This is a genomic window from Microbacterium sp. BK668 (assembly GCF_004362195.1).
GTDB lineage: Bacteria > Actinomycetota > Actinomycetes > Actinomycetales > Microbacteriaceae > Microbacterium.
In genome coordinates, this window is record NZ_SNWG01000001.1 from 1,012,951 (window position 1) to 1,029,860 (window position 16,910).

The 16,910-nt window shown below is 69.9% G+C and carries 16 protein-coding genes; 12 read left to right on the forward strand and 4 right to left on the reverse strand.

The window, feature by feature from the left end:
• Positions 1–19 precede the first annotated feature (19 nt).
• Positions 20–793, forward strand: a complete 774-nt coding sequence (locus tag EV279_RS04450; RefSeq protein WP_133541697.1) for an EAL domain-containing protein — start codon at positions 20–22, stop codon at positions 791–793.
• A gap of 7 nt (positions 794–800) precedes the next feature.
• Here EV279_RS04450 and EV279_RS04455 read toward each other — a convergent pair whose 3' ends face one another.
• Entirely contained in the window at positions 801–1,073 is a 273-nt protein-coding gene (locus tag EV279_RS04455) for a hypothetical protein (RefSeq protein ID WP_243728436.1), read from the reverse strand.
• 48 nt (positions 1,074–1,121) lie between these two features.
• Between EV279_RS04455 and EV279_RS04460 the strand changes: the two genes are divergently transcribed.
• The gene (locus tag EV279_RS04460) at positions 1,122–1,418 is read left to right on the forward strand and encodes a hypothetical protein (protein WP_133541698.1); all 297 of its coding nucleotides are present in this window, start codon (positions 1,122–1,124) and stop codon (positions 1,416–1,418) included.
• 57 nt (positions 1,419–1,475) lie between these two features.
• Here the strand turns inward: EV279_RS04460 and EV279_RS04465 are convergent, their stop codons facing one another.
• Positions 1,476–3,425, reverse strand: coding sequence for a sensor domain-containing diguanylate cyclase (locus EV279_RS04465; protein WP_133541699.1), 1,950 nt, complete (start codon positions 3,423–3,425; stop codon positions 1,476–1,478).
• Positions 3,426–3,688: 263 nt separating this feature from the next.
• Here EV279_RS04465 and EV279_RS04470 point away from each other — a divergent pair, with 263 nt between their 5' ends.
• The 3 genes from EV279_RS04470 (at position 3,689) to EV279_RS04480 (ending at position 8,521) form a co-directional block, all read left to right on the forward strand.
• Positions 3,689–4,312, forward strand: a complete 624-nt coding sequence (locus EV279_RS04470; protein WP_208109464.1) for a hypothetical protein — start codon at positions 3,689–3,691, stop codon at positions 4,310–4,312.
• Between the two features lie 106 nt (positions 4,313–4,418).
• Entirely contained in the window at positions 4,419–8,195 is a 3,777-nt protein-coding gene (locus tag EV279_RS04475; protein ID WP_133541700.1) for a bifunctional proline dehydrogenase/L-glutamate gamma-semialdehyde dehydrogenase, read from the forward strand.
• Positions 8,192–8,521 (forward strand): hypothetical protein, encoded by a 330-nt coding sequence (locus tag EV279_RS04480; protein ID WP_133541701.1) that lies wholly within the window; start codon positions 8,192–8,194, stop codon positions 8,519–8,521. The genes EV279_RS04475 and EV279_RS04480 overlap by 4 nt, the downstream gene beginning before the upstream one ends.
• 63 nt (positions 8,522–8,584) lie before the next feature.
• On the opposite strand, the gene EV279_RS04485 is transcribed toward EV279_RS04480, so the two are convergent.
• A complete protein-coding gene (locus EV279_RS04485; protein ID WP_133541702.1) occupies positions 8,585–8,905 on the reverse strand; it encodes a hypothetical protein in 321 nt (106 codons plus the stop codon).
• A gap of 250 nt (positions 8,906–9,155) precedes the next feature.
• Here EV279_RS04485 and EV279_RS04490 point away from each other — a divergent pair, with 250 nt between their 5' ends.
• From EV279_RS04490 to rocD, 7 genes are all read left to right on the forward strand, one after another.
• Positions 9,156–9,659, forward strand: coding sequence for a GNAT family N-acetyltransferase (locus tag EV279_RS04490; protein WP_166644439.1), 504 nt, complete (start codon positions 9,156–9,158; stop codon positions 9,657–9,659).
• 460 nt (positions 9,660–10,119) lie between these two features.
• The gene (locus EV279_RS04500) at positions 10,120–10,575 is read left to right on the forward strand and encodes a DUF4262 domain-containing protein (protein WP_133541705.1); all 456 of its coding nucleotides are present in this window, start codon (positions 10,120–10,122) and stop codon (positions 10,573–10,575) included.
• A gap of 523 nt (positions 10,576–11,098) precedes the next feature.
• Positions 11,099–11,590, forward strand: a complete 492-nt coding sequence (locus EV279_RS04505; protein WP_243728437.1) for a hypothetical protein — start codon at positions 11,099–11,101, stop codon at positions 11,588–11,590.
• The gene (locus EV279_RS04510; RefSeq protein ID WP_133541706.1) at positions 11,590–11,811 is read left to right on the forward strand and encodes a helix-turn-helix transcriptional regulator; all 222 of its coding nucleotides are present in this window, start codon (positions 11,590–11,592) and stop codon (positions 11,809–11,811) included. Before EV279_RS04505 ends, EV279_RS04510 begins: the two co-directional genes overlap by 1 nt.
• A complete protein-coding gene (locus EV279_RS04515) occupies positions 11,808–12,830 on the forward strand; it encodes an NAD(P)-dependent alcohol dehydrogenase (RefSeq protein ID WP_133541707.1) in 1,023 nt (340 codons plus the stop codon). The genes EV279_RS04510 and EV279_RS04515 overlap by 4 nt, the downstream gene beginning before the upstream one ends.
• Positions 12,831–12,968: 138 nt before the next feature.
• Positions 12,969–13,841, forward strand: coding sequence for a dimethylargininase (gene ddaH, locus EV279_RS04520; RefSeq protein WP_208109465.1), 873 nt, complete (start codon positions 12,969–12,971; stop codon positions 13,839–13,841).
• A gap of 11 nt (positions 13,842–13,852) precedes the next feature.
• Positions 13,853–15,082, forward strand: a complete 1,230-nt coding sequence (gene rocD, locus EV279_RS04525) for an ornithine--oxo-acid transaminase (RefSeq protein ID WP_133541708.1) — start codon at positions 13,853–13,855, stop codon at positions 15,080–15,082.
• Positions 15,083–15,199: 117 nt separating this feature from the next.
• Here the strand turns inward: rocD and EV279_RS04530 are convergent, their stop codons facing one another.
• A complete protein-coding gene (locus EV279_RS04530) occupies positions 15,200–16,864 on the reverse strand; it encodes a molybdopterin-dependent oxidoreductase (protein WP_133541709.1) in 1,665 nt (554 codons plus the stop codon).
• Between the last annotated feature and the right edge of the window lie 46 nt (positions 16,865–16,910).

Sequence of the window (16,910 nt, forward strand, 5' to 3'; positions counted from 1 at the left end):
AGACGGGAAGCCTGGATCCATGACCAGCTCAGCAACGCTCTCTGCCGAGCTGCGCGAAGCAGTGACGACGGGCGGGCTGACAGTTGAGTACCAGCCGTTGTTCGCGCTGGCAGAGGCCGGCGTCCCCGCCCATCCCGTAGCCGTGGAGGCCCTCTGCCGGTGGACGCATCCGCTGCTGGGTCGCATCGTTCCCGACGAATTCATCCCGCTCGCGGAGCAGGCCGGTCTCATCGGCGACATCGGAGCCAGCGTGCTGGAGACGGCGGGGGCGCAGGTCAGCAGGTGGCAGCACCAGGGTCATCACCTGGGCCTGTCGATCAACGCGTCCCCTTCGCAGTTCTCCCCGGAGTTCGTCGCGCGGGTCGCTGCTCGCGCCGGCGAGCTCGGCCTGCTGCCCGGGAGCCTCACGATCGAAATCACCGAGGCCCCCGCTCCGCAGCTCCTGCCGAGGGTCGTCGAGGTGCTTCCGCTCCTGCAGGGCTCCGGGATCGGCATCTCGATCGACGACTACGGTGCAGGAGAAGTCGAGCTCGACGCGCTGGAGCGCGTGCCCATCCAAGAGGTCAAGATCGACCGCTCGCTGTCGCAGCGGGCCGACGCGGGGGCCGACGCGGACGTCGCGGCTGTCGTGCGGCGCGCCCGGCGGCACGGGTGGCGTGTCGTCGCCGAGGGCATCGAGACGGTGGAGGACCTGGAACGCGCCAGGAGCCGCGGCTGCGACCTCGGTCAGGGATTCCTGCTCGGGAGGCCCATACCGGCCGACGAGATGGATCGGATTCTTTCCGCGCGCTGATCCCGCGTTACAGGTTGTCCAGGTCGCTGTCGGCACTCGTGCCGGCGGCGTCCTCGACGGGAGCGCCCTGCTGCTCGCCGGCGATGTCGAGCTGGGTCCAGGTGACGGGCATGCCGGGGGAGAAAAGCACCTCGATGCCCGGGCCTCCGCGCAAGGGCGGGATCGTGACGTAGCCGCCACCCGCCTTGATCGCCTCGAGGATGTCTCGCTTCAGGTCGGAGACGGGCTCCGGAAGGAAGTAGTCGCGGCCGTCGACGGTGAGGCGGTTTACGATCGTCACCCCTCCAGCCTAATCACCACTCGCCGGGGGCAACGTAGGATCGAGCCGATGGGTACCCTGCACTACGGCTCTCCGGCCGTCGAGTTCGCGATCGACGACCGCACGCTCGCACACCTCGAACTCGTGATCCTGGCGAAATTCCGGCGGCGCGAAAGCGTCTCCCTGGCCCTCACCGAGGGAGCGAAGGAGCGGCGCCAGGTCATCTGGCTCTCGACGTCGTCGACGCTCCGGTTCGAGTACGACGACGCGATGCCCGAGATCAACCGGGCGTGGCTGCAAGAGCTCGTCGAGGCATCCAACTCGCCCGGCGGGCTGCGGATCCTGCCCGAGCCGGTTCCCGCCTGACACACGTCACGGCGCCCGCGGGTCCCCGCGTGCGCCGTGCCGAGGACCGGCGAGCTCTCAGGCCGAGACGCGCCCCTTGCCCGCGCGCTTGGCGCGGTACATGGCGGAGTCCGCGGCATCCAGCAGCTCCGTGGTCGTGACGCGGGAGTCGACCGAGACGACGCCTGCCGACGCCGTGATGCAGATGAGCTCGTGCTCGACCCCGATAGGGTCCTCGAGCGAGGAGACCGCCCGAGCGGCGATCTCGTGCGCGTGCGCCGCGTCGACGCCGAGGCAGACGATCACGAACTCGTCCCCACCCCAGCGGACCACCATGTCGCTCGACCGGGCGCTCGCCGAGAGGCGCTGCCCGACGGCGAGAAGCACCGCGTCGCCGGCCTCGTGGCCGTGGGTGTCGTTGACCTCCTTGAAGCCGTCGAGGTCGAGGAACACCACGGCGACGCCGAGAACCTCTTCCTCGAGCAGCTCGTCGAGGCGGTCCTGGAGGAATCGGCGGTTGTGCAGGCCCGTCAGCGGGTCGCGCCACGCGAGTTCGGCCAGTTCGGCCTGCACGCGCTGAGCCAGCGTCGCGCGGATGTCCTCGCCCAGTTCGACGATGTCCTGCAGGTGCCGCCCCCAGGGCGCGCTGCGCCCGGTCACGCTCTGCTGCCACGACGAGAACGACCGGCGCGGCGAGAGGGCGTGCTCACGGTTGCCGGCGGTCTGGTCTCCGAGCCAGTCGACGTGCTGCGCGACCTCGCCGCGGACGAAGACGAGCCAATCGCCCTCGTCGAGGAGCGGCACCGCGACGATTCCGGCGACGCCGGCGAGCTCGACGGCGAGTTGAGGATGCTCGAGCGGAAGCGCGTCCGACACGAAGGGTGTCGCGGGCAGCTCGTCGAGGATCCGCGACAGTGCGTCGGCGGATGGCGCCGTCCCGACGGAGTGCATGGCGTCGCCGATGCGGAGATAGGCGCCGTCCGCGGGGATGAGGTCGAGCACCGTCTTGTCGCCGCCGACCAGGATCTCCGCGGGCACTCCGCGCCCGTAGAGCGGGGCCACGATCGACGCGCGGCGCTCGCGGGCCTCGAGCTGGCGGCGAAGCCGCTGGATCTCGTTCGCCGAGGCGAGCTGCATCGACACCTGGCTCGCGAGCACTTCGATGGAACGGCGCAGCAGCACGGGAAGGCGGCGGTTGGTTCGATGCGCGCACGTGAAGAGACCGACCAGCTCGCCGTCGATGACCAGGGCGAACGACACGGTCGAGGCCTGACCCATGTTCCGCATGAACTGCAGGTGATGGGGAGACACGGCGCGCAGCTCCGTCAGGCCGAGGTCGGCGATGGGCGCCTCGGGGAGGAGGCTCAGCACGGCGAGGCCGGCGTCCTCGGTGTCGACGATCGCGCGCGAGCGCTTCTCGACGTAGAGGGCGCGAGCCTGGGACGGGATGTCGGATGCCGGGAAGTGCAGTCCGAGGTAGGGCTCCATGTCGGGCTCGCGCTCGTCGGCGACGATCTCGCCATGCCCGTCGGGGTGGAAGTGGTAGCACATCACCCGGTCGAAGCCCGTGATCTCCTTGAGCCGCCGGGCGGCGAGCCTGCGCAGCTCGTCGGGATCGGTCAGGGGGGCGAGCTCCTGGATGGCGCTCACGACGCCCGTCCGGACGTATTCGAGGCCGGGCACGACGGGCTCTAGCTCCACCAGGAGGGGATCGGTGCCGCGGTGCACGATCATGTCGTGGAGCTGACCGTCGAACTCGACGCGGACGGGGTCCACGGCGACGCCGTGCTGCACGGTCCAGAGCATGGTGTCGTTGCCGACGTCGCGCACGCGCTGTCCGAGCCAGCGATCGGCGTTCTCGCTCGCGAGCACGACGGTCTGAGTGGGCTCGTCGACTCCGAGCAGCGTTCCATGTCCCTGGATGCGTCCGGGCGTCCTGATCGGCTCGGCCGCGCACAGCTCGAGGCGGCGCTGCTCGTCGATCTCCCATTCGCGCTCGTCCTCGCGGGCGGGGGAAATGTCTGACACGGGGGGCTCCTTCTCGCCCGGATGGATCGGCAGACCCGGCGAAGCCCTGAGCACCCGTGCGTTGTTCGAGCCTAAACGATTTCGTTTCACTTGGTGAACTATTCGCCTCCGGAACTATGCGGGCGCAGCCGGAGCGCCACGGCGGAGGCGGGTAGCGCAGGACAAGCGGCCGCGCAAGACCTTTGCTCGGGGGCTCAGGATCCGGTTGTTTCGAGCTTGATGGTCCGCACAACCCCCTCGGACCAGCCCTGAAGGAGATCGCAATGGATTCCACGACCATCATCTGGATCATCGTGGCGGTCGTCGTCGTCCTGGCCGTCGTGGCCGCCATCGCCTTCTTCATGCGCAGGAACAGCGCGCGGCAGGCCGAGCGGCGTCACGCGCAGGCCGAGGACCTCCGCGCGAAGGCGCGGGAGTCCGCACTGGCCGCGCAGGAGGTCGAGGCCCGTCAGGCTCAGGCTCGCGCCGACGCCGCGACCGCCGCAGCCGAGGCTGAACAGGCGAAGGCTAGGGCCGCGCAGGCAGAGGCCGAGGCGCAGCGACGCTCGGGTGACATCGACGGGCACGCGGCCGAGGCCGCGGAGCACCGCGCGAAGGAGCAGGAGATCCTGCGCAAGGCCGATGACGTCGACCCCTACGTCGGGAACGACAGGACGACGGATGCCTCGTCCCCAGACCGCTCCGCGACCGACTCCCACCGCACCTCGCCGCACCCCGGCGACGATGTGCGCGCCACGACCGACGCACGCCAAGACGTGCGCACCACGACCGACGCCCGCGATGCGGGCGCGCACGACGTCGATGCCCGCCCCGGCGATCCCCGTATCGACGACACCGGCGACCCGGCCCCCACGGCTCGCCGCAGCGGCACGGCGGACCGCGCCTGAGGCGCCGCCGCCTCCGCACATCACCCCGCGCCCGGGCATCTCCTCCCTGTATCGCCCGGGCGCGGGGTCGTGCTCTGCGTGCCCCGGTCGCACGTAGGCTGGTCGCATGGTGACCGACCCTTACCAGGGGGACACCGGCCTCACGTCTCCCGGCGACGACCTCGCCGCGCGTGCCGTGGAACTCGCGCAGCGGTGGATCGCCGAGAGCGCACAGGTCGACGTGGACCCCTCCGCCGAGCGACTCGCCGGCGTCCTGAAAGACCCCAACGGGCTGCCCTTCACGATCGGCTTCGTCGACGGCGTGATGCGACCCGAGAGCCTGTCGGCCGCGGCATCCAATCTCAGCCGCGTCGCACCACTGGTCCCGGAGTTCCTCCCCTGGTACCTCCGCGGCGCGGTGCGCGTCGGAGGAACGGTCGCGCCGGTCCTCCCGACGCCCGTCGTGCCCATCGCGCGCCGCGTGCTGCGCGAGATGGTGGGTCACCTCGTCGTCGATGCCCGGCCGGAGAAGCTCGGACCCGCGATCGCGACGCTGCGTGAGAGCGGGGCGCGGCTCAACCTCAACCTCCTCGGCGAGGCGGTGCTCGGAGAGCGGGAGGCCCTGCGCCGGCTCGAAGGCATCCACGAGCTCATCCGGCGTCCCGACGTGGATTACGTGTCGGTCAAGGTCTCGGCCATCGCGAGCCACATCTCGATATGGGCCTTCGACGAGGTCGTCGACAAGGTCGTCGACCGGCTCCTGCCCCTGTACCTCACGGCGGCGGGCTCCGCGACGTTCATCAACCTCGACATGGAGGAGTACCGCGACCTCGACCTCACCATCGCCGTCTTCACCCGCATCCTCGCCGATCCGCGCCTGCGCGACCTCGAGGCCGGCATCGTGCTGCAGGCCTACCTGCCCGACGCGCTGGGTGCGCTCGAACGGCTGACCGCCTGGTCGAAGGCCCGCGTGGAGGCGGGGGGCGCGCGCATCAAGGTGCGCCTCGTGAAGGGCGCGAACCTCGCGATGGAGCGAGTGGATGCCGTCATGCACGGCTGGTCGCTGGCGACCTACGACTCGAAGCTCGACTCCGACGCGAACTACGTCCGCTGCCTCGACGCCGCCCTCGACCCCGACCACACGACCGCCGTCCGCATCGGCGTTGCGGGGCACAACCTCTTCGACATCGCCTACGCGTGGCTGCTCGCCGGGGCACGCGGCGTCCGCGAGGCGGTCGAGTTCGAGATGCTCCTCGGCATGGCCCAGGGCCAGGTGGAGGCCGTCACGCGTGAGGTCGGTCACGTGCTCCTGTACGTGCCGGTGGTGCGGCCGGACGAGTTCGACGTCGCCATCAGCTACCTCGTGCGCCGCCTCGAGGAGAACGCCTCGAGCGAGAACTTCCTCTCGGCCGCCTTCGACCTCGCCGACGACCCGGCGCTGTTCGATCGGGAGCGCGACCGGTTCCTCGCATCACTCGAGCGCGCCGCCGATCCCGCCCTCCCCACCGGACCGAACCGCACGCAGGACCGGCGCGCCGAGTCTGGTCAGTCCGGGCAGCCGGGCGCGCCGGACTCGCGCGCGGGCAGCCGCACCCTCCTGCGCGACGCCCCGCCCGCGGACGAGGCCGGCCTGACCCAGGCGGTGCTCGGCATCGCCCGCTCCGCGGCCGCCGATCCTCCGCCGCGGGATGCCGAGCCGGAGACCGGGACGCAGCCGCTCGAGCAGAACGTGGAGGCTCAGCTCTTCGGGGGTGAGGCGTTCGTCGAGACCGCGGTCTTCGCCCCGCGCGAGTCGCAGACGCGCGCCGTGGGGGCTCCCGGCTTCCGCAACGCGGCCGACACCGATCCGGCGCTGCCGGCCAATCGGGCATGGGCACGGGGCATCCTCTCCCGCATCGCCGTCTCGGCAGCGGGCGACGCGACGATCTCCGCCGCCCGCGTCACCGATCCCGCAGAGCTCGAGACGATCGTCGCGCGCGTTCGCGAGGCCGCGGCGGCGTGGGGCGCCCTGCCTGCGGTCGACCGCTCCGCCGTGCTCGTCGAAGCCGCCCGTGCGCTGGAGGCTCGACGAGGCGAGCTGATCGAGGTCGCCGCCTCCGAGACGGGCAAGGTCTTCGCCGAGGCCGACGTCGAGGTGAGCGAGGCCGTCGACTTCGCGAACTACTACGCCGCGACCGCGCGCGAGCTCGACCGCGTGAGCGGAGCGGTGTTCGTCCCCGCCCGGCTGACGGTCGTCACGCCGCCCTGGAACTTCCCCGTCGCGATCCCCGCCGGCGGTGTGCTGGCAGCACTGGCCGCCGGCTCCGGGGTCGTGTTCAAGCCCGCGCCGCAGGCTCGCCGGTGCGCGGCCGTCGTCGCCGAGGCGCTCTGGGACGCGGGCGTCCCGCGCGACGTCCTGGCTCTCGTCGACATCGACGAGGGCGACCTCGGCAGGCAGCTGCTCTCCCATCCGGATGTCGACCGGGTCATCCTCACCGGCTCGTGGGAGACGGCGGCGCTCTTCCGCTCGTGGCGTCCGGAGCTCCCGCTCCTGGCCGAGACGAGCGGTAAGAACGCCATGATCGTCATGCCGTCCGCCGACCTCGACCTCGCGGCATCCGATCTGGTCAAGAGCGCCTTCGGGCATGCGGGGCAGAAGTGCTCGGCGGCGTCGCTCGCGATCCTCGTCGGGCCGGTCGGACGCTCCAAGCGGTTCGCGCGCCAGCTCGTGGATGCCGCGACCTCGCTCCGCGTCGGACCCCCCTCCGATCCGCTCGCCGAAGTCGGGCCCGTCATCGAGGTCCCGCAGGGCAAGCTCGCCTGGGCGCTCACGACCCTCGATGAGGGGGAGGAGTGGCTCGTCCCGCCACGCCGACTCGACCTCGGTCCGGAGACGGCCGGACGGTTCTGGAGTCCCGGCATCCGCACGGGCGTGCAGCCCGGCTCGCGCTTCCACCGGGAGGAGTTCTTCGGTCCGGTGCTCGGCGTCATGCACGCGTCGTCGCTCGCCCACGCGATCGAGCTGCAGAACGCCGTCGCCTACGGGCTGACCGCGGGCCTGTACACCCAGAACCCTGCGGACCTCGCACTCTGGCTCGACCGCGTCGAGGCGGGGAACCTCTACGTCAACCGCGGCATCACCGGAGCCATCGTGCAGCGCCAGCCGTTCGGCGGGTGGAAGCGCTCCTCGGTCGGTGCCGGCGCCAAGGCCGGCGGTCCCAACTATCTGGTGGGGCTCGGCTCCTGGCGGGCGACGAGCGGTTCTCCGACGTCGCGCACGCTCCATCTCCGCGGCCTCGACTCCCGCATCACCGACATCATCGAGTCCGCCCAGCCCTCCCTCGACTTCGAGGCGTTCGAGTGGCTGCGCCGCGCCGCGCTGTCGGATGCGATCGCGTGGGACCGCGAGTTCGGGCAGGTCCGGGATGTCTCGCACCTGGGTGTCGAGCGGAACCTGTTCCGCTACCGCCCGATCGCGCAGGTCTCGATCCGGGCGACGGCGGATGCCTCGTGGCAGGCGCTGCTCCGCGTCGCGATCGCCGGCGTGCGCGCGGGCGGGGGCCTGACGATCAGCGCGCCGGTCGGGCTTCCGGGGGCCGTGCGGCGCGCGCTCTCCGACCAGCACGTGCCGGTCTTCGTCGAGACCGACGACGAATGGCTCGAGCGGCTCACGGGTTCGGCCGCAGGAGGCGAGGGCGCCACGCGTCCCGCTCGCGTGCGCCTCGTCGGCCCTGCCGATTCCGTCGCCTCCCTGCACCGCGCGCTCGCGCGCGCCGTCGGGGGCGACCCCGACCTCGCGGTCTACGACAACGAGGTGACGACGGCGGGCCGGCTCGAGCTGCTTCCCTTCCTCCACGAGCAGTCGGTGACGATCACCGCCCACCGATTCGGCAACCCCGACCACACCTTTGATGAGGTGATATGACCGGCTCAGTTCCCGACGACTTCATGGTGGAGGAACGCGCGATCATCGCCGGTCTTGCCGACTACGCGCGGGAGCTCTTCCCCGATGGCGTTGACGAGTGGGTCGACCGAACCGGACTCGGCGGGTTCACGATTCGGCGCGCTACCTGGCCGAAGTCGGTCAGCGTGAACACTGACCAGTGGATCCATGTGCAGGTCGGCTGGCGTCACTGGGAGTTGAATTACGACGCTCCAGGAACGGCGATGGCGCGTCGCGTGCTCCTGGGAGTGAGTCGTGGCGAGTTTCGCCGTTTCAGGACCTGGATACCTGGTCCAGCCCCGACATGAACCCAGAGAATGGGTCACAGACCAAGCGGTTCGGCAATCCCGACCCACCTTTGAGGACGTGATCTAGCTCTCGATGGGTCCGTCTGGCATGTCCCACTTATGAACCTGGCGCCAGCGGCGGGGGATGTCGCCGGTCGTTCGCCGATGCAAGCGGCCATCGGGTTCTAGGGAGACCGTTAGCGTCCGCATGACGAGCGGCCAGGTCGATCCCAGGAACCAGGCAACTGGATTGATCAGGTCGACCGCGATCCGCCAGGCTGGGGGCATTACGGCGTGCTTCATCGTCATCTGGGTGGGGGTGCGCGGGCCATCCAGTTCCCACCCGTCGTTCATACGCCTCATCATCTCGAGCCGCATGTCTGCATCGGCATTGAATCCGGTCACCCTGCCAGCATGATTGATTCCGACGCGCAGGCTGAACAGATGTGGACAGCCGCGCCTTCGCAATCCCTGGCCTGGAACCGGACGGTTCACAGCCCAAGTGATTCGGCAACCCCGACCACACCTTTGAGGGCGTGATTTGACGTAGCTGGCATCCTAACTCTGGCCGAGGGACGCTAGTCGTCGCGTACGGAGTGCGCGCGTCGAGATGGAATCGTTCTCGTCGCATGGGAGTCTCTTTCGGGGAGGGCCTATGGCGATTGAGATCACTCCGTTCCGTCGCGAGATCGACCGGTCGAACTTCCGGTGCGGAAAGCCGGAGCTCGACACGTGGATCGAGAGGTATGCGGGGCAGTCCGAGCGCAATGACACGACGCGGACGTTTCTCGCGTTAGAGGACGACGACACGCTTGTCGGCTACTACGCCACCACCGCGTGCGAGCTTGACCTCGATGACGCAGCGTCTGCGTTCGGTGTCGGCAAGCGGAGGTACCCCGTTCCGGCAATGCTGCTCGCACGCCTCGCGGTCAGTGAGTCGGCGCAGGGGAAGGGCGTCGGCGGTCTGCTTCTCTACGATGCCCTTGAGCGGCTGCTGGACGTCTCGCAGTCGATTGGATTCGAAGTGGTTGTCGTCGACGCCATTGACCGCGGCGCGTCGGCCTTCTATCGACGATTTGGCTTCACTGCCTTCGAGGATGACGACCTTCATCTCTTCCTGACAACAAAATCACTGCGGTTGACATTCGCGAGCACCTAGCGGATGCTTGTACATACACCGTAAGTACGAGCATCCGTGAGGTCACCGTGGAAATCCAGGAATCAGGACGGTCGGCGCGCCTGAATATGCGAATCTCGCCTGAAGCGCTGGAACTGCTCAAGGCAGCGGCGGCGAAGCAGGAGCAGGACCTCAGTGCCTTTGTTCTCGGGACCGCGATGGAGCGTGCACGTGCGATCCTTCTCGAAGACCACGTTCTTCGTCTCTCCCCACACGCTGTGCTTCAGCTTGAGACGGCTCTCGATAGCGACGGGGTTGTCGTCCCACAGTTGGCAGAGCTGGTACGCCGCGTTCGTGGAAGCGACTCATCCCGAGGAATGGCTGATCGGCAAGCGTTCGCGGCTCGGTAGCGCGATGGGGTGGAAGTCTCTTCTCCGGGGCAGGCGATCCTGCGTGTGACCTGCTAGGTCCGGGGCGGCTCCCCGGCCAGTAGTCTCGGAAGATGGACACGCCGGGCGAGCAAGCGCTCGCCGACCTGGGGAAACTGGTTGAGACCTACGGATGGGCCATCAGGCACGTGCTCGGCGACCCGGCGGGAACGATCGCGCCCTTCTCCTACACCGTCGGGCTAACGGCAAGGGGCTGGGATGAGCTCCTGATAACCGGGCTGCCGACGGATGTCGCTGACGCGTTCATCCGAAATGCCGTCGACGAGCAGGCATCGACCGGGCCATTCCGTGCGGGTGATCTGACTAGCGCGCTCACGGAATCCGGAGCCGTCGCGCTCCTGAGAGTCGAGGATCGCAGTGGGATGACTGCCGCTCGCGCCCTCCTGGGCGACTTCCAAGCGCTTCAGTTGGTGTGGCCGGACTCTCGCGACAATCTCCCGTGGGAGATGGGCTATCGAAACCCACCTGACGTCCAGCCTCTCTTCGGAGCTGATTGGCCAGCGTCATGAGGTCGCCGCACGGCGTTGATTGCCGTGAGCTGCGGGTGCACCGCTTCGGCAACCGGGGCCCCACCTTTTGATGGCGTGATATGAGCGGCGAGGCCCCCGACGGCTTCATGACTGAGGATTGGGCGATCATCGTCGCATCGTCGATCTCGCCAGCTACGTCCGTGAGCGCTTCCCGGGGGACGTTCACGGGTGGGTTGACACCACGGGCCTTGCGAGTTTTCAATGTCCGCCGCGACGCAGGGCCTAAGTCGGTCAGCGTGAACACGGACCAGTGGATTCACGTGCAGGTGGGTGCGCGACACTGGGAGGTGGACTACGACGATGCTGGGGTGGCGCTGGCGCGTCGCGTACTCCGCGGTGTGAGTCGGGGCGAGTTTCGCCGGTTCAGGAGTTGCTACCCCCCGGAAACATGAGGCCGGGGATGGCTCACAGCCCAAGCGCTTCGGCAACCCCGACCACTGGAGCGACGAGATCATCTGACCGGTGTGCTGCGGCATCCGAATGTCAAGGATTCTTGACTCGGATGCCGCAGCCGACGTACGCTCTCGATGTCAAAGATTCTAGACATCGGGAGAGCGCCGTGGTGTACGAGGAACGCAACGTCTGGGCGAGCCTTCTCGTGAGCGTCGTCGGCATCGTGGTCTACATCGTGCTCGTTCTGCGCGCCGCGGATGGCGGTCCGCTCGCCGATGTGGACTGGGCGCCGCTCATGTTCTGGACCACCCTGGGTGGAATCGTCGTCGCGATCGTCGTGAGCGTCGTGTGGGGGATCCTCGCGGGGATGCGCGATCCCGAGGGGGTCGGCACGTCGGACCAGCGCGATCGCGACATCTCCCGCTTCGGCTCCCGGATCGGACAGGCGTTCCTCGTGATCGCAGGCCTGGGAGTCCTCGTCCTCTGCGCCGTGGAGGCCGACTGGTTCTGGATCGCCAACACGATGTTCTTCGGCTTCGCGCTCTCATCGATCGTCGGCGGCATCGCCAGCGTCACCGCCTACCGCCGCGGGCTCGTCTGATGGTCAAGCCGACTCGCGTCACGAACACGATCCGTGCGAGGCGCGAGCAGGCGGGCATGACTCAGGCCGAGCTCGCTCGCCGGGTGGGTGTCACCCGCCAGACCCTCATCGCGATCGAGCTGGGCCGCTACTCGCCGACGCTCGAGCTAGCCTTCCAGATCTCGCGCGTCTTCGGCGCGGGCCTGGACGACCTCTTCCACTACCCCGAGGAGACCCCATGAACCGACCGACGGATGCCGCGACCCCCGCCCTTCCCGCCAGCATGACGGCCTGGCGGCAGTCGCGTTACGGCGGTCCCGAGGCGGTGGCGGCCGAGACCGTCGAGGTTCCCGTGCCGGCTGCCGGGGAGGTTCTGCTGCGCGTCGCCGCGACGGCGCTCAATGCTGCCGACGCGCACCTCATGCGAGGCGAGCCGCTGCTGATCCGCCCGTTCTTCGGCGTCCGCCGGCCCCGGCGGCCCGTACGGGGCATGGACGTCGCCGGAACCGTCGTCGCGCTCGGCCCCGATGTCGACGGACTCGCCGTCGGAGACGATGTGGTCGGCGAGCTCCCCGGGGGCGGTCTCGCGCCCTACGCGACCGCGCCCGCGACGCGCCTCGTGCGCCGTCCGCCCGCGATCAGCGCGAAGGATGCCGCGGCTCTCCCGATGGCCGCGGGAACCGCGTGGCAGGCGCTCGACCTGGCGGGCACGGCGGAAGGCGGCCGAGTGCTCGTCCTCGGGGCGTCGGGCGGCGTCGGCACCTACGCGGTGCAGCTCGCCGCGCAGCGCGGTGCCGAGGTGTGGGCCCTGACCGGAGCCCGCTCGATCGAGCTCGTCACGAGCCTCGGCGCGAGCCGCGTCTTCGACTACGCGCTCGTGCAGCCGGGCAGCGGCGACCTCCCCCTCGACGCGTTCGACGCCGTCATCGACATCGCGGGCCGTGCGCCGCTGCGGGATCTCCAGCGACTCCTCCGGCCGGGAGGACGCGTCGTGCTGGTCGGTGGCGAGGGCGGTCGGGTGCTCGGTCCCGTCGGACGGATGCTGCGCGCCGCCCTGCTCTCGCTCGGGTCGAGCCGTCGGATCCGCTCGCTCGCGGCGAGAGCGAACCCCGATACGCTCCGCGAACTGCTCTCGCTCGTCGTGTCCGGTGGGGTCCGGCCGGTGATCGAGCAGACCTACCCGCTCGCGTCGGCGCGAGAGGCGCTCGCCCACGTCGACGGCGGCCATACGCTCGGCAAGGTCGTCGTGACAGCCGACTGACCCCGTCATCGCATCCGTCCCCTTCACAGGTGTTTCGCACGCGCCGTGAGACAATGGATGCGGCGTGCCCGTGTTGATGGCTTCTTCAGCCCCGCCGGGCCTCTGGACAGCGTCCGCCGCCCCGTCGAAGGAGCACGAATGTCCATGCAGCACACTGCGCCTCTTCCCACCACTTCGGTTCCCCGCATCCAGCAGCACCGCCGCTACCTCATGTGCCGGCCGGAGCACTTCACGGTGAGCTACACGATCAACCCGTGGATGGAGCCGGCGAACCCCACCGACACGGCGCTCGCCGTGCGGCAGTGGCAGGCCCTGTACGACACCTACCTCGCGCTCGGCCACGAGGTGCAGCTCATCGACCCGCTCCAGGGCCTGCCAGACATGGTCTACACCGCCAACGGCGGCTTCATCATCGACAACGTCGCCTACGGTGCGAAGTTCCGCTTCCAGGAGCGCGTGCCGGAGGGCCCCGCCTTCATGGACTGGTTCCGCGACAACGGCTTCGAGGTGATCGAGCCGCGCGAGGTCAACGAGGGCGAGGGCGACTTCCTGCTCGTCGGCGACACGATCCTCGCGGGCACGGGCTTCCGCTCGACGGGTGACAGCCACCGGGAGATCGGCGAGGTGTTCGGCAAGGAGGTCGTCTCGCTGAACCTGGTCGACCCCCGCTTCTACCACCTCGACACCGCCATCGCGGTGCTCGACCCGGTCGAGGGCCCCGGCGGGGTCGAGCGCGCCAACATCGCCTACCTCGAGCACGCGTTCGACGCCGAGGGACAGGCCATCCTCGCCGAGCGCTACCCCGACGCGATCCGCGTGTCCGATGAGGACGGCGCCGTCTTCGGACTCAACTCCGCCAGCGACGGGCTCAACGTCATCATCTCGCCGCGCGCCAAGGGCTTCGAGGCGCAGCTGCGCGAGCGGGGCTACAACCCCGTGCTCGTCGACCTCTCCGAACTCCTGCTCGGCGGTGGCGGCATCAAGTGCTGCACCCTCGAGCTGCGGCGCTGAAGGACCACGTCATGACCCCCTCGCAGAGCCCGACGCTCGACACCTCCACGATCCGCATCATCGGGTCGGAGGAGCAGCACGTCGCGCACAACTACCACCCGCTCCCCGTGGTCATCTCGCGCGGAGAGGGATCCTGGGTGACGGATGTCGAGGGCAAGCGCTACCTCGACCTGCTCTCGGCGTATTCCGCCCTCAACTTCGGCCACCGGCATCCGGCTCTCGTCGCCGCCGCAGAGGAGCAGCTCGGACGCCTCACGCTCACGAGCCGCGCGTATCACAACGACCGGCTCGGGGAGTTCGCGACGGCGCTGGCCGACCTGTGCAAGAAGGACGTCGTGCTGCCCATGAACACGGGCGCCGAGGCCGTGGAGACGGGCATCAAGGTCGCCCGTGCGTGGGCGTACCGCGTGAAGGGCGTCGCGCCGTTCTCGGCGACGATCGTCGTGGCCAACGGCAACTTCCACGGGCGCACGACGACGATCGTCGGCTTCAGCGACGATCCGCAGGCGCGCGCCGACTTCGGTCCGTTCACGCCCGGGTTCGTGTCGGTGCCGTTCGGGGATGCCGAGGCCATCGAGGCGGCGATCACCCCCGAGACGGCTGCCGTCCTGGTGGAGCCGATCCAGGGCGAGGCGGGCGTCGTCATCCCGCCGAAGGGCTATCTGCGTGCCGTGCGCGAGATCTGCACGCGGCACGACGTGCTCTTCATCGCGGACGAGATCCAGTCCGGCCTCGGCCGCGTGGGGGAGACCTTCGCGTGCGACCGGGAGGGTGTCGTGCCCGACGTCTACCTCCTCGGCAAGGCCCTGGGCGGAGGCATCCTCCCCCTCTCGGCGGTCGTCGCCGACCACGAGGTGCTCGGCGTCATCCAGCCGGGTGAGCACGGGTCGACCTTCGGCGGGAACCCGCTCGCGTCGGCCGTGGGCAAGCGGGTGGTCGAGATGCTCGCGACCGGGGAGTTCCAGACGCGGGCGGCCGCGCTCGGCGAGCACCTCGAGGCGAAGCTGGCCGAGCTCGTCGGCAACGGCGTGACGGCGGTTCGCATCGCGGGACTCTGGGCCGGGATCGACATCGATCCGGCCCGGGGCACGGGCCGCGACGTCGCCGAGCGTCTGCTCGCCCGCGGTGTGCTGGTCAAGGACACGCACGGGCAGACGATCCGCATCGCGCCGCCTCTGGTCATCCGCGCGACCGAGCTCGACTGGGCGGTCGAGCAGCTGAAGGTCGTCCTCGAGCCCTGACGGCGCCCGGCCCCGAGCGGTCGGAAACAGGCGATCCGGCGGAGACAGGAAGATCGCCGACACCTCCGCCTGTCCTCGGCGAGTCGCCTGTTTTCGGGGACGGACGGATGCTGGGACTCAGGCCACGCTGACGTTCAGCTGCTGCCAGCCCGTCGCGCCGTCGGGCTCGGGCCACGAATCCTTCTCGGTCTGCGTCTCGCCGACGGCGTTGGTCGCGCGGCAGCGGATGGAATGCTGACCGGGCGCGGCCCGCCAGGGGAGCGACCACTGCACCCACGTGTCGTCCGAGATCGCCGTGGCGAGGGTCGCCTCCTGCCACGGACCGTCGTCGATCTGCACCTCGACCTTCGACACCCCGACGTGCTGCTGCCACGCGACGCCGGCGATCACGGTGTCGCCGGGGCTCAGACCCTGGTTCCGCCGGGGCACGTCGATGCGCGACTGGAGCTTGACGGGACCCTTCGCCGACCAGCCGCGGTCCGTCCAGTACGCACGGGCCCGATCGAACCGGGTGACCTCGAGCTCGGTCACCCACTTGGTCGCCGAGACGTAGCCGTACAGCCCGGGCACGACCATGCGCACGGGGAAGCCGTGCTCGGCCGGCAGCGGCTCGTCGTTCATCCCGACGGCGAGGATGGCGTTGCGATCCTCCTCCTGAAGCACTTCGAGGGGAGTGGAGGCCGTGAAGCCGTCGATCGACCGTGACAGCACCATGTCGGCGTCCGCCGTCGGCCGCGCGCGGGCGAGCAGATCGCGGATGGGGTGACCCAGCCACTTCGCGTTGCCGATGAGGTTCCCGCCGACCGGGTTCGAGACGCACACGAGCGTCGTCCAGCTCTCCTCCAGCGGCAGGCTGAGGAGTTCGTCCCAGTCGATCACCACCTCCTCCTCGACCATGCCGAAGATGCGCAGGCTCCAGGTCGCCGGGTCGACCTGCGGCACGATGAGGGCGGTGTCTATCCGGTAGAAGCTCCGGTTGGGCGTCACGACGGGCACCGCGCCCACCACGTCGACCTGGGCTCCCGCCGGCACGGCCGGAGCGGGCATGGCGGGCCTCGGCAGGCGAAGAGTGCTGCGCACCGCCTCCACCGTCCGCACCCCGGCGCGCAGAGCGGATCCGAGTGCGGCCGTGAGGATCCCGGCGGCGGCGGCCGAGCCCGCCCAGACGAGGAACCGCCGCCGAGAAGCATCCGCCGGGCCGCGCACGTCCTCGCCGGTCCCGACCGCGTCGTCGTCCGGATGGTCCTCGTCGGGCATGGCGAGCACCGCCGGCGATGCTGCCTCCGCGGCCGCGGCCGCGGCCTCCGCGTCCGTCGCCCGCCACGCCAGTCGCGTCAGCACCCGCAGGACCACGGCGGCGGCGAGGCCCGCGATCAGCGGGGGGAGCCACGACATCTCCGTCGCTTCCGTCCGCGTCATGGCGAGCCCCGCCACGACCGTGCCGAGGCCCGCGCAGATCGTGACTCCCCACCAGGGCCGCCGCGCCTCGAGGACGCCGACTCCGGCGGCGGCGACGAGCAGCACGATCGCGATCCCGACGAGCAGGGCGACCTTGTCGCCGGTCCCGAACAGCGAGATCGCGGCATCCTTCGCCCACGACGGCGCGAGATCGATGAGCACTCCGCCCACGACGGAGAAGGGACTCGAAGGCGACGCCACGATCGCCGCGACGAACTCGCCGACACCGGCCCCCAGCACGACGGCTGCCACGCCCGCGGCCGCGCCCGTGAGGAGCGAGGGCCGCGGCGCGACGTCGGGAGGTGCGACCGCCGCACGGGTCATAGCGCGAGCATACGTCCGATCGGCAGGGCCCGGGCGGGGCGGAGCG